Source organism: Crossiella sp. SN42 (assembly GCF_023897065.1).
In the GTDB taxonomy this organism is placed as follows: domain Bacteria; phylum Actinomycetota; class Actinomycetes; order Mycobacteriales; family Pseudonocardiaceae; genus Crossiella.
The window spans coordinates 1-12,252 of record NZ_JAMHIV010000050.1 but is presented as its reverse complement, the minus strand read 5'-3'; the positions used below and the strand labels follow the sequence as shown (position 1 = coordinate 12,252).

Below are 12,252 nucleotides of genomic sequence, written 5' to 3'. Positions count from 1 at the left end.
GCCGCTGTGCGGGTACTGGTCACCGAGGATGACGAGAACCTGCGGGTAGCCGTCGAGGTTTCCTTGCGCGGCGCGGGTTTCGCCGTCGACGCCGCCACCGACCTGCCGGCGGCCGACGAAGCGCTCAGCGTCAACGCCTATGACTGCGCGGTCTTCGACCGCATGCTGCCCGCCGGTGACTCCCTCAGCTACGTCACGGCCCGGCGCGCGGCAGGCTGGCCGGTGCCGGTGCTGTTCCTGACCGGCCGGGACAGCGTCGCCGATCGCATCGACGGTCTGGCCAGTGGCGATGACTACCTGGTCAAACCGTTCGCGATGATCGAGCTGGTGGTCCGGGTGCGCAGCCTGTGCCGCCGCACCGGCCTGGCCCCGGCCCCGGCGCTGCGCCACGGCGACCTGGAACTGGACCCGGCCCGGCACGAGATCCGCCGCGCCGGCACCCGGCTGGAGCTGACCGGCAAGGAGTTCGCGGTGCTGCACCGCCTGCTGCTGGCCGGTGGCGGCACGGTCAGCCGCGCCGAGCTGATCGCCGCGGCCTGGGACGAGCTGGTCGCCCCCGCCTCCAACGTGCTGGACGTGGTGATCGCCCAGCTCCGCCGCAAGCTCGGCCCCCCGCCACTGCTGCACACGGTGAAGGGCACCGGATACTTCCTCCGGTGACCACCCTCGTCCTCACCGCCGCCGCGGGCAGCGAGACCGGCAACCGCTACCGGTCGAACTTCGACCGCGCGCACCTGAGCCTGGACCCGCTGCTGGCCGTGGTCGCCGACGGCATGGGCGACGGACCGGGCAGCACGATGGCCGCGCAGACCGCGGTGGACCTGGTGGTCGAGCACGGCCGCGCCGCTCCGGCCGCGCTCGGCGCCGCGGTGGCCTTGGCGCATCAGCGGATCGCCGACTTCGGCCGGGAGATCGGCGGCCTGGCCGGCTGCACGCTCACCGCGCTGGCTCAGACGCCGGAGGGGTTCTGGCTCGCCCAGCTCGGCGACTCCCGGCTGTACCGGCTGCGCGCCGGACTGCTGGAGCTGCTCACCGTCGACCACACCATGGCCTGGCTGGGCGCGGTGCACGGCTGGTACCCGTTCGACTCCCGGCAAGCCGCCTCGGCCCGCTACCAGCTGACCCGCTACCTCGGCCACCCCGCGCACCCCGACCCGGACCTGATGAAGATCAACCCTCGGCCGGGCGACACCTTCCTGCTGTGCACCGACGGCATCGCCGAACAGGTTTCCTACCAACAACTCCTGGCCACCCTGGGCAGCGGGAACACCCCCGCGGCGATGGTGCGCGACCTGCTCTCGGCCGCCGAGGCCGCGGGCGGCAACGACAACGCCACCGCCATCGTGATCACCGCGACCGGCGCCTGAGGCCCCGCGCCAGCCAGTCGGCCACCTCCCGCTCCGCGTCAAGCCCCACCGAGCTGAACAGGTCCCGGCCATCGCTCACCGCGCCGAGCCGGGCCAGCGCCGCGTTGATCGGCCAGTCCGGCCGCGCCGCACCGCAGGTCTCCTCGACCACCGGCCCCCACTCCAGCGAGCCGTCCCGCCACACCGAGGCGCCCTGGTACCCGTCACCGGCGAAGAACTCCGCCTCCACAAAGGCGATCGGCCCGGTCCGGGACCACTCCGCGAGCAGTGCGGCGAAAGTCGCGGGCAGCTCGGCGAAGCCCACCCGCCGCGCTCCGGTCAGCTCCCGGAACAGCTCGGCGCCCATCGGAACCAGCCCCAGCTCCTGGTTCAGCCCGACCACCACCGCCCGCGGCAGTCCGGCCACCCGGTCCCGCAGCAGCTCCGCGCGACCGACCACGCCGGTCAGCTCGTACACCTCAACCCCTCGTCCGGCCGGTGACCGGGTCCACCACGACGATCTCCGCCAAGTCGTCCACACACCGGATGCCCTCGGCACTGGCCTCCAGCACCCGCAACCCGTCCAGCGCCAGCCGCGCGGACTCCCAGGCAACGCCGTCCGGTCCGATCGCCACCAGGTCGGTCCAGCTGACCAGCAGCAACAACGGCATCCCCAGCACCGGCACGACCTGAGCCACCTGGTCCCGCACCAGCACCGCCCCGGCCCCCGGCGCGCCGACCTCGACCACCTGCGCCAGCCCGGCCACCACAACGCACAGCTGCCCGGCCGCCGGGCAGGCGAACACCCCGTCCACCCCGCCAACCCCCGAGGCCGGAAACCGGCCCACCCATTCTCCACCGCCCGAAGTGACCCGCACCGTCAGCGAACTGCCCCACCGCGCGACGAACTCCTCGGCAACACGGCCGTCGCAGTCGTAGCCGAACACCGGGCAACCCCAGTTGCCGTCAGCCGGGAACTCGGGATCGACCTCCACCCGGTAGCCGGGCTCAAAACCGAACGCCTGGAACTCCCGCACGCGATCAGACCGCCTCGACCAGGTGGCGCGAAGGCCCGTAACGGACCTTCCAGCCCGCGCAGTAGCCGAGCGAACCATCGGCAACGCACCGGACCGCGATGCTCACCCACCGGATGTCCGAGTCCGGGGCGTCCTCGTAAAAGGTGAAGCCCACCGCGACCTCGAACCGGTCCTCCTCACACGAGCACTCGACGAAATACCTGGCCTCGACCTCTTCCTCGGCGGCCGGCCAGTACTCCGCCGCGTCCAGCATGAACACGGTCAGGTCGCAGCCGACGCAGGTGCGCCGCACACAGGTGGACGACTCGGCGGTCTCCAGCACGAAGACCCGACCGTCGCACCGGGCGCAGCGCGCCGCCACCACCTGGTGTGCCTGGAACTCATCCGGATCCGCGCCGAAGTAGGCGATCAGATCGTCGAGGTCGTCCCCGGCCCAGTCCTCCTCGACCTTCCTGAGCGTCACAGCGGCAACGTACTGCACCACAACGACATGCCGGCCGCTTTCTACCGGCTACGCCTCATCGGCATTGCCCCACGGATTGAGCACGGTGATGCCGGTGTCCGCGAAATCCTTGGTGTTGCGAGTGGCCAAGCAGGCCGCGAAACGACGGCAGATCGCGGCGATCTGCGCGTCCGCCATGCTGATCGGGGCACCCTGTTTCTCGTGTGCTGCCGCGATTTCGCCGTAGTACACCGCCGCCACATCATCGAACGGCAGAATCTGTCCCTGGAGGTCCTCGGTCAGCAGTTCGGAGACCTTGACCGCGAGCGCGGTCCTGCGCTGGCCCTCCGGCATGCGCTCGACCCCGTAGGCGAGCTCGGCCGCCGTCACCGCGGTGACGAAGACTTCCTCGGCCGGGTACCGATCCACCCAGCGCACCACCTCGTCGTTCGGAGCTCGCCTCATCAGCTCCGAAACGACGTTGGTGTCAAGGACGATCACTCAGGGAACTCCGCTGCTCGTGCCCGCTCCGCGCGCCGCGGAGCCTCGAACGCGACGTCGTCGACGTCACTGAAGCGCTGCCTGATCCTCGACCCCATCCCAGGGCCGGACTCAGACTTGGTCAACACCGCCGCGAGGATCGCGCGTACCTCGGCTTCCATGGATCGGCCGTGCTCAGCCGCACGGATCCTCAACTTGGCCTTCAGACTCTCGTCGAAGTCGCGGATCGTCAGGACCGCCATGATCCACCTCCGATGCTGTCATTGCAGTCAATGCTAGCACCGAAACCAACCCACCCCCGCAACTCAGCCCTCAGCCGCCAGCTGCCCACAGGCCGCCGCGATCTCCTGCCCCCGCGTGTCCCGCACCGTGCACGGCACCCCCTGCGCCTCCACCCGGCGCACGAACTCCCGCTCCACCGGCTTCGGCGAGGCATCCCACTTGCTACCCGGCGTCGGGTTCAACGGGATCAGGTTGACGTGCGCGAACTGCCCGAGGTTGTCCCGCAGCAGCCGCCCCAGCAGGTCAGCCCGCCACCCCTGGTCGTTGATGTCCCTGATCAGCGCATACTCGATGGACACCCGCCGCCCGGTCCGGTCCGCGTAACCCCGCGCGGCCTCCAGCACCTCGGCGACCTTCCACCGGGTGTTCACCGGCACCAGCGTGTCCCGCAGCTCGTCATCCGGCGTGTGCAGCGACACCGCCAGCCGCACCGACAGCTTCTCCTCGGTCATCTTCCGGATCGCCGGCACCAGCCCGACCGTGGACACCGTCACCGACCGCTGCGAGATGCCCAGCCCCGCCGGCGCCGGATCACAGATGCGGTGCACCGCCTCGATCACCCGCTTGTAGTTGGCCAGCGGCTCGCCCATGCCCATGAACACGATGTTGGACAGCCGCCCCGGCCCGCCCGGCAGCTCGCCGTCGCGCATCGCCACCGCGCCCAGCCGCACCTGTTCCACGATCTCCGCGGTGGACAGGTTGCGCTGCAGCCCGCCCTGGCCGGTGGCGCAGAACGGGCAGGCCATGCCGCAGCCCGCCTGGCTGGAGATGCACAGCGTGGCCCGGTCCGGGTAGCGCATCAGCACGCTCTCGATCAGTGTGCCGTCGTGCGCGCGCAGCAGTGTCTTGCGCGTGGTGCCCTCGTCGCAGGTGACCTTCCGCAGCTCGGTGAACAGCGGCGGCATCAGCTCCCCCGCCAGCCGGTCCCTGCTGGCCGCCGGGATGTCGGTCATCTCGGCCGGGTCCGCGGTGAGCCTGGCGAAGTAGTGGTTGGACAGCTGGTTCGCGCGGAAGGGCTTCTCACCGAGCTCGGTGACCGCGGCGCGGCGCTGCTCGGCCGAGAGGTCGGCGAGGTGCCGCGGCGGCAGGCCGCGTTTGGGGGCGTCGAACACGAGGGGCAACGAAGTCATGGCCCACCCAGTGTCCCACGTCCGTCGGGGTGCTCCTTACCTCTGTCCACAGCCCCGGTCGAGCTCCCGCGCCCGCGCCACCAGCTCGGTGAGCAGCGCCACTGCCTCGGCCACCGGCACGTCGTCGAACTGCGCGCCCACGGTGATCTCGATCGTGGACATCCGCGGCGAGGGCATCGTCCCGGCATAACGCGGCAGGTAGACCCCGCGCTCCTCACTCAGCCGCCGTGCCGCCACCAGCACCGACTCCGGGCTGGCCGCCAGGTGCAGGTGGAACAGCGGGGTCTGCGGCGGATCGCAGAGCACCTCGATCCCCTCGGCCCCGCGCAACCCGCTGGCCAGCTCCCGCGCGGTGGCCACGTACTCCGGCACCCTGGGCAGCTGGGTGTCCATCGTCCACTCCGCGGCCAGCGCCGAGGGCCAGGCCACCTCGGCCGCGCCACCGAGCCGGTGCCGCCAGACGCGTGCGTGCCGGATCAGCTCCTCGCTGCCTGCCAGCACCGCGTCCGCGACCCCGCCCAGCCCCTTGGTCGCCGAGACGTAGACCGAGTCGAACAGCCCGGCGATCTCGGCCAGCGGCCGCTGGTAGTACGGCTGGGCCAGGTACAGCCGCGCGCCGTCCAGGTGCGTGGCCGCGCCCCGCTCCCGCGCCCACTCGGTCTGCGCCACCAGCTCGTCCCACTCCGGCAGCTGCCCGCCGATGCTGCGCTGCGGCAGTTCCAGCAGCAGCGCGGCCGGCGGCTCCTCGACCTCCCGCAGCTCGGCCAGGGTGAGCAGCCGCTCCCGCTCGCCGACCCGCACCGCGTGCAGCCCGTGCACCACCGTGTAGCCCTGCCGCTCGGCCTCGTCCAGGTGGCAGTACGGGTGGAAGGCCACGCCCCGGCGACCGCGCGCGTCGGCGTGCAGGCGCAGCGCGACCTGCTGGGCCATCGTGCCGGTCGGGAACAGCAGCGCGGCCGGCTTGCCCAGCAGCTCGGCGACCCGTCGCTCCAGCCTGGGCACCGCGTCGTAGGGCCCCTCACCCGGCGCGAGCTGGGCCGCCATCCGGCCGAGCACGAGCTCGGGCAGGCCCCGGTGCGGGGCGTGCAGGGACAGCGACCGGAGCGGCGGGGCGTCAGCTGGCATGCCGGGCACAGTAGGGGCTCAGGGCAGCAGCAGGCCGCTGGATTTCCGGAGCACGTGCAGCCGGTAACCGACCGGGATGGTCAGCCCCGCGGTGTCCGCGATCGCGCGCGCGGCGACCTTCGCGGAGAACTCGATCGAGAGCACCTTCACCAGGCTTTCCCGGTCGGTGAACCGCCACAGGGTCTCGATCCGGTGAAGTGAGAACCCCAGCCGGGTGAAGAACTTCTCGATCCGGCGCGGGTGGTATCCGGGCACGTCAGCCCGCAGCCACTTGCCATAGGGCGGCCGGCTGCCGTCCAGGTCCACCACGGCCAGCGCGCCGCCGGGCCGCAGCACCCGCAGGGCCTCGGCGATGCCCGGTTCGCAGCCGGGACCGAAGAAGTAGGCGGTGCGGGCGTGCACCAGGTCGACCGAGCCATCCGGCAGCGGGATGTGCTGCGCCGAGCCCGCCAGGACGTTCACATTGGCCAGTCCGGCCACCCGGCTGACCGCCCTTTCGACCAGCGGCGGGTGCGGTTCGACGCCGAGCACCGAACGCGCCGAGGAGGCGAAGACCGGCAGGTGGAAGCCGTCACCGCAACCGACGTCCACGACGTCCAGCCCGGTCCAGTCGCATTCCGCCCGCAGGGTCCGCCAGATCGCGCCCGCGGTGTCCTGCGCCCGGTTCTCCGTCTCGTACACATCCGGCCAGTGCCAGATGTTGGGGCTGGGCACCACGCCTGCGTTCTCCGCGGTCGAACTCACGCCCAACAGTTTCCCAACTGCTCCCCATTCATCACAGGAATTGTCGCCGGCCGGGCGTAGTTTCACGCCCGTCGGCCGTCCCCACCCGATGAAGGAGCACCCGCATGCACACCCCTGCTCCGCTGGATCCCTCCGGCGGCCACCCGTGCTGGGTGGATGTCGCCAGCAGCGACCCCGAGACCTGCAAGCGCTTCTACTCAGGCCTATTCGGCTGGCAGTTCGAGCCCGAGGTCAACGGCTACAGCATGGCCCGCCTGGACGGCGAACCGGTCGGCGCGGTCTACCTGGCCCAGCAGGACCAGGCCCGTTTCCTCGGCTGGACGCTGTACCTGCACGTCACCAACTCCGAGGTCGCGGCCAAGTACATCGAGGCAGCAGGCGGCGCGGTGCTCTCCGGCCCGGTGCAGGTGCCGGACATGGGATACCTGGTGGTGGCCAAGGACCCGACCGGCGGCGTGCTCGGGTTCTGGGAGACCGACCTGGGCTGGCACTTCGCCACCGGCAGGCCGGGCGCGCTGAGCTGGGCCGAGCTGAACACCAGGGACGGGCAGCGCGCGGACGCCTTCTTCGCCGGGCTGTTCGACTTCCGGCAGGAGCAGATCGGCGACGGCGCCGCCTTCGACTACACCACCTGGTTACGCAACGGCGAACCGCTGGTGGGCCGGATGCGGATGGGCGCGCAGTTCCCGCACGAGGTGCCGCCGCACTGGATGGTCTACTTCGGCGTTGACCCGGCCGTCGGCACGGACGCGCTCGCCCTCCGCGCGGCCGAACTGGGCGGCAAGATCAGCTACGAGCCGTTCGACTCGCCCTTCGGCAGGCTGGCCATCCTGGAGGACCCGACCGGCGGCACGTTCACCCTGGTCGACAGCTCGCGGCGCAGCGAACCGCGCAGCGCGGTGGATGATCCCTATGACGATTGACGCAGCCGATTGAGCTCTGATGTCACTGGGGCACGAAGGCGCGCAGCAGCAGCCAGGACACGACGGCCGAGGGCAGCAGGGAGTCCATCCGGTCCATCAGGCCGCCGTGGCCGGGCAGCAGCGTGCCCATGTCCTTCAGCCCCAGATCGCGCTTGATCACCGACTCCATCAGGTCACCCACGGTCGAGGTGATCACCAGGGCCGCGCCGAAGAGCACGCCCTGCCACCAGGCGCCGCCCAGCAGCAGCGGCAGGCTGAGCGCGCCGGAGACCACCCCGGCCAGCATCGACCCGGCGAAGCCCTCCCAGGACTTCTTCGGGCTGATCGAGGGCGCCATCGGGTGCTTGCCGAGGAACACCCCGGCCGCGTAGCCACCGGTGTCCGAGCAGACCACGCCGATCAGGAAGCACAGCACCCGGCCCGCGCCGTCCTCCGGCACCACCAGCATCGCGGCGAAGGCGGCGAACATCGGCACGTAGGCGGTGGTGAACACGGAGGCGGCGACATCTCGCAGGTAGCCGTTGATGCCGCCGCGGAAGCGCCACACCAGGATCAGCAGCACGGTCACCACGAAGGCCGACAGCAGCCCGTTGCGCTCGAACGGCCAGGACAGCCACACCATGGCCTGCCCGCCGATGAGCACCGGCCAGCGGGCCACCTCGATGCCCGCGCCCCTGCGCAGCGCCCCGGACAGCTCCCAGGTCGCGCCGAGCACGGCCAGCGCGACCACGCCGACGAACAGTTCCTTGATCGTCAGCAGGGACACCAGGATGGCCGCGCCCAGCAGCACGCCGACGGTGATGGCGGCACCGAGGTTGCGGCCCGCCTTCGACGGCCGCCCGGCGTCGGAAGAAGCTGACGAAGCAGCGCCCGGAACGTCCGACGACGCTCCGGGCGCATCCTCACGATCGCCGGTCGACACCCGATCAGACCTCGAGAAGTTCGGTCTCTTTGTGCTTGACCAGCACGTCGACCTGGCCGACGTACTTGTCGGTCAGTGTCTGCAGTTCCTTCTCCGCGCGCGCCACGTCGTCCTCGCCCGCCTCGCCGTCCTTGCTGATGCGGTCGAGCTCGTCCTTGGACTTGCGGCGGATGTTGCGGATGGAGACCTTGGCGTCCTCACCCTTGCTCTTGGCGACCTTCACCATCTCCCGGCGGCGCTCCTCGGAGAGCTGCGGGAAGATCACCCGGATGATGGTGCCGTCGTTGGTCGGGTTCACGCCGAGGTCGGAGTCCCGGATCGCCTTCTCCAGCGCGTTCAGCTGGCTCAGGTCATAGGGCTTGATGACCGCCATCCGCGCCTCCGGCACGGTCACCGAGGCCAGCTGGTTGATCGGGGTGAAGGCGCCGTAGTAGTCGACAGCGATGCGGGAGAAGGCGGCCGGAGTGGCCCTGCCGGTCCGCACCGCGGCCAGGTCCTCCTTCGCCACAGCCACCGCTTTTTCCATCTTCTCCTCGGCATCGAGGAGGGTCTCGTCGATCACGGCTGCTCCTAAGTCTCGTTGGCCGACTCCACTGGTAGCTGTGCCACCATCCCAGCACGGCTGGGGAGGCGTTCAGCCGGCAGGGGTGCTGACCAGTGTGCCGATCTTCTCACCGCGCACCGCGCGCGCGATGTTGCCCTCGACCAGCAGGTTGAACACGATGATCGGCATGTTGTTGTCCATGCACAGGCTGAAGGCCGTCGCGTCGGCCACCTTCAGGCCGCGGCGCAGGACCTCGCTGTGCGTGATGTGCTCGAACCGCTGCGCCTCGGGGTCCAGCTTCGGGTCGGCGGTGTAGACGCCGTCCACGGCCTTGGCCATCAGCACGACCTCGCAGCCGATCTCCAGCGCGCGCTGGGCCGCGGTGGTGTCGGTGGAGAAGTACGGCATGCCGGCACCGCCGCCGAAGATGACCACGCGGCCCTTCTCCAGGTGCCGCATCGCCCGCCGCGGGATGTACGCCTCGGCGACCTGCCCCATGGTGATCGCGGTCTGCACCCGGGTGTCGATGCCGTGCTGGCGCTCCAGGAAGTCCTGCAGCGCGAGGCAGTTCATCACCGTGCCGAGCATGCCCATGTAGTCGGCCCGAGAACGGTCCATACCGCGTTGTTGCAGCTCAGCGCCGCGGAAGAAGTTGCCACCGCCGATGACCACGCCGATCTGGGCGCCGGTGGCGACCACGTCGGCGATCTGCCGGGCGACCGCCTGCACCACATCCGGGTCGACGCCGACCTCGCCGCCGCCGAACATCTCCCCACCGAGCTTGAGCAACACCCTGCGGTAGCCGGTGTGTGCTGCGCCGTCCGCGGTCACGGTCAACCGTCCTCCTCATCAGGCCATGGGCGGCCCTTGCTTGCGAAACTGTGCCCCGCCCTCACAGGTGAAGGCGGGGCACAGCCTCATGGTCCTCGTTCGGACCAGATGGTGTTCATCGGGGCAGGCCGCTCAGGCCTGGCCCACCTCGAACCGGGCGAAGCCGGTCACGGTGACGCCCTCGGCCTCGAGCACGGCCTTGACGGTCTTCTTGGAGTCCTGCACGGAGGCCTGCTCCAGCAGCACGGAGTCCTTGAAGAACCCGTTCAGGCGGCCCTCGACGATCTTGGAAAGGGCAGCCTCGGGCTTGCCCTCCTCACGCGCGGTCTCCTCGGCGATCCGGCGCTCGTTGGCGACGATCTCGGCGGGCACCTCGTCACGGGTGACGTAGCGCGGCTTCATCGCGGCGATCTGCATCGCGGCGCCGCGGGCGGCGTCCTCGTTGGCGCCGGTGTACTCCACCAGCACGCCGACGGCCGGCGGCAGGTCGGAGGCGCGCTTGTGCAGGTAGACCGCGACGTTGCCGTCGAAGGAGACGACCCGGCGCAGCTCCAGCTTCTCGCCGATGCGGGCGGAGAGGCCGAGCACGGCGTCCTCGACGGTGCCCTCGTCCAGCTTCGCGGCCTTCAGCTCGGCGACATCGCCGATCTTGCCCTCCTGGGCGACGGCCACGATCTTGTCGGCCAGCGCCTGGAAGTCGCTGTTCTTGGCGACGAAGTCGGTCTCGCAGTTCAGCTCGACCATGACCCCGCCGGCAACGGCGACCAGGCCGTTGGCGGTGGTGCGCTCGGCGCGCTTGCCGACATCCTTGGCGCCCTTGATGCGCAGGATCTCGACCGCCTTGTCGAAGTCGCCGTTGGCCTCTTCGAGCGCCTTCTTGCAGTCCATCATGCCGGCGGCGGTCAGCTCGCGGAGCCGCTTCACATCAGCCGCGGTGTAGTTCGACATCGTGCGTCGTCCGTCCTTCTTCGGTACGCAACGGGAGCGTGGGGTTGAGGAGCCTGACGAACCTCCGCCCGGCGCGTGGGCCGGGCGGAGGTCGTTGATCAGGACTGGGCGGCTTCGCCCTCGGCGGCGGCGGGAGCGCCCGCGGTCGCCGGAGCGCCCGCGTTGACCAGCAGCTCCTGCTCCCACTCGGCCAGCGGCTCCTCAGCGGTGCCGGGCTTGTCCTCGCCCTCGGCAGCCTTGCCCTGGCCGGAACGGGCCATCAGGCCGGCGGCCGCGGCCTCGGCGACGACCTTGGTCAGCAGCGCGGCCGACCGGATCGCGTCGTCGTTGCCCGGGATCGGGAAGTCGACCTCGTCGGGGTCGCAGTTCGTGTCCAGGATCGCCACGACCGGGATGCCCAGCTTGCGGGCCTCGCCGACGGCGATGTGCTCCTTCTTGGTGTCCACGATCCACACCGCGCTCGGCACCTTGGCCATGTCGCGGATACCGCCGAGGGTCTTCTCCAGCTTGTCCTTCTCACGGGTGAGCATCAGGATCTCTTTCTTGGTGAGACCCTGGAAGCCACCGGTCTGCTCCATCGACTCCAGCTCCTTGAGGCGCTGAAGACGCTTGTGCACGGTGGAGAAGTTCGTGAGCATGCCCCCCAGCCAGCGCTGGTTGACGAAGGGCATGCCGACCCGCAGGGCCTGGGAGGCGATGGCCTCCTGCGCCTGCTTCTTCGTGCCGACGAACAGGATGGTGCCGCCGTGGGCGACCGTCTCCTTGACGAACTCGTAGGCCCGGTCGATGTAGGTCAGCGTCTGCTGAAGGTCAATGATGTAGATACCGTTGCGCTCGGTGAAGATGTAGCGCTTCATCTTCGGGTTCCAGCGACGAGTCTGGTGCCCGAAGTGCACGCCGCTGTCGAGCAGCTGCCTCATGGTGACGACGGCCATAGCCGGATGACACCTCGTGTTCTCAGGCGTGCTGGATAAACCCGCACGCGGGATGGTTGCCGCAAGGAACCGGGCGGTCCCTCGCCCTGGTGTCAGGGCCGCCGCCCGAACCCGGGCCTTCCCACCTGCGGAAGATCCAGGACCACCGGGCCACGCGTCTCATCTGGTGAGACCTGCGCTGACACGCGAAGTCAACCCGCACACAGACGGGCCGCGCTCAAAGCATACGCCCACACCCACCCCAACTCCGAATCCCCCCTGTCCAAGATCGCGACCTATCCACAATCCCCCACCTATCCACAGCCCCACCGCCACCCTCTGGCCCACCACCCCGCCCCCCACCACTCTCAATCCCATGCCCCACTCCACCCCCACCCCGCCAGTCACCACCCCCGCCCTGACGTCAACCCCCGCCCCCGTCAGGACGGCCCTCGTGGTGCACCCCGTCATAGCGGCGATGGCCCTCGCCCTGCTGACGGCGGCCCTGGCCGGTTGCGCGGTGGCCGGGGCAGACCCGACCGCGGTCCGCAGCGCCGCCCCAC

Annotated in this window: 16 protein-coding genes; 3 read left to right on the top strand and 13 right to left on the bottom strand. The window is 70.4% G+C overall.

Annotated elements, in window-relative coordinates; genetic code table 11:
- The first annotated feature begins 6 nt into the window (after positions 1–6).
- Together M8C13_RS40515 and M8C13_RS40510 are read left to right on the top strand one after the other, a co-directional pair.
- Complete coding sequence (locus tag M8C13_RS40515; RefSeq protein WP_252486136.1) at positions 7–660, top strand: response regulator transcription factor; 654 nt, start codon at positions 7–9, stop codon at positions 658–660.
- On the top strand, positions 657–1,367 hold the full coding sequence (locus M8C13_RS40510) for a PP2C family serine/threonine-protein phosphatase (protein ID WP_252486135.1): 711 nt from the start codon (positions 657–659) through the stop codon (positions 1,365–1,367). The genes M8C13_RS40515 and M8C13_RS40510 overlap by 4 nt, the downstream gene beginning before the upstream one ends.
- Here the strand turns inward: M8C13_RS40510 and M8C13_RS40505 are convergent.
- From M8C13_RS40505 to M8C13_RS40470, 8 genes are all read right to left on the bottom strand, one after another.
- Entirely contained in the window at positions 1,348–1,824 is a 477-nt protein-coding gene (locus tag M8C13_RS40505; RefSeq protein ID WP_252486134.1) for a hypothetical protein, read from the bottom strand. The two genes, M8C13_RS40510 and M8C13_RS40505, sit on opposite strands and share 20 nt — an antisense overlap.
- 1 nt (position 1,825) lies before the next feature.
- Positions 1,826–2,383, bottom strand: coding sequence for a hypothetical protein (locus tag M8C13_RS40500; RefSeq protein ID WP_252486133.1), 558 nt, complete (start codon positions 2,381–2,383; stop codon positions 1,826–1,828).
- 4 nt (positions 2,384–2,387) lie between these two features.
- Entirely contained in the window at positions 2,388–2,846 is a 459-nt protein-coding gene (locus M8C13_RS40495; RefSeq protein WP_252486132.1) for a hypothetical protein, read from the bottom strand.
- Between the two features lie 48 nt (positions 2,847–2,894).
- Positions 2,895–3,326, bottom strand: a complete 432-nt coding sequence (locus M8C13_RS40490; protein WP_252486131.1) for a type II toxin-antitoxin system VapC family toxin — start codon at positions 3,324–3,326, stop codon at positions 2,895–2,897.
- Positions 3,323–3,568 (bottom strand): plasmid stabilization protein, encoded by a 246-nt coding sequence (locus M8C13_RS40485; protein ID WP_252486130.1) that lies wholly within the window; start codon positions 3,566–3,568, stop codon positions 3,323–3,325. Before M8C13_RS40485 ends, M8C13_RS40490 begins: the two co-directional genes overlap by 4 nt.
- Before the next feature lie 63 nt (positions 3,569–3,631).
- Positions 3,632–4,738: a 23S rRNA (adenine(2503)-C(2))-methyltransferase RlmN gene (gene rlmN / locus M8C13_RS40480; protein ID WP_252486129.1), complete on the bottom strand. Its 1,107-nt coding sequence runs from the start codon at positions 4,736–4,738 to the stop codon at positions 3,632–3,634.
- Between the two features lie 36 nt (positions 4,739–4,774).
- Positions 4,775–5,863: a low specificity L-threonine aldolase gene (locus M8C13_RS40475; RefSeq protein ID WP_252486128.1), complete on the bottom strand. Its 1,089-nt coding sequence runs from the start codon at positions 5,861–5,863 to the stop codon at positions 4,775–4,777.
- Positions 5,864–5,881: 18 nt separating this feature from the next.
- Positions 5,882–6,607: a class I SAM-dependent methyltransferase gene (locus M8C13_RS40470; RefSeq protein ID WP_252486127.1), complete on the bottom strand. Its 726-nt coding sequence runs from the start codon at positions 6,605–6,607 to the stop codon at positions 5,882–5,884.
- 104 nt (positions 6,608–6,711) lie between these two features.
- Here M8C13_RS40470 and M8C13_RS40465 point away from each other — a divergent pair, with 104 nt between their 5' ends.
- The gene (locus M8C13_RS40465) at positions 6,712–7,530 is read left to right on the top strand and encodes a VOC family protein (RefSeq protein WP_252486126.1); all 819 of its coding nucleotides are present in this window, start codon (positions 6,712–6,714) and stop codon (positions 7,528–7,530) included.
- 22 nt (positions 7,531–7,552) lie between these two features.
- On the opposite strand, the gene M8C13_RS40460 is transcribed toward M8C13_RS40465, so the two are convergent.
- The 5 genes from M8C13_RS40460 to rpsB form a co-directional block, all read right to left on the bottom strand.
- Positions 7,553–8,332: a phosphatidate cytidylyltransferase gene (locus tag M8C13_RS40460; RefSeq protein WP_252486170.1), complete on the bottom strand. Its 780-nt coding sequence runs from the start codon at positions 8,330–8,332 to the stop codon at positions 7,553–7,555.
- A gap of 124 nt (positions 8,333–8,456) precedes the next feature.
- Entirely contained in the window at positions 8,457–9,014 is a 558-nt protein-coding gene (gene frr / locus M8C13_RS40455; RefSeq protein ID WP_252486125.1) for a ribosome recycling factor, read from the bottom strand.
- Between the two features lie 72 nt (positions 9,015–9,086).
- Positions 9,087–9,827: a UMP kinase gene (gene pyrH / locus M8C13_RS40450; protein WP_252486169.1), complete on the bottom strand. Its 741-nt coding sequence runs from the start codon at positions 9,825–9,827 to the stop codon at positions 9,087–9,089.
- 132 nt (positions 9,828–9,959) lie between these two features.
- Entirely contained in the window at positions 9,960–10,775 is an 816-nt protein-coding gene (gene tsf / locus M8C13_RS40445; RefSeq protein WP_252486124.1) for a translation elongation factor Ts, read from the bottom strand.
- A 98-nt stretch (positions 10,776–10,873) separates the two neighbouring features.
- Positions 10,874–11,710: a 30S ribosomal protein S2 gene (gene rpsB, locus M8C13_RS40440; RefSeq protein ID WP_252486123.1), complete on the bottom strand. Its 837-nt coding sequence runs from the start codon at positions 11,708–11,710 to the stop codon at positions 10,874–10,876.
- Positions 11,711–12,252: the final 542 nt, after the last annotated feature.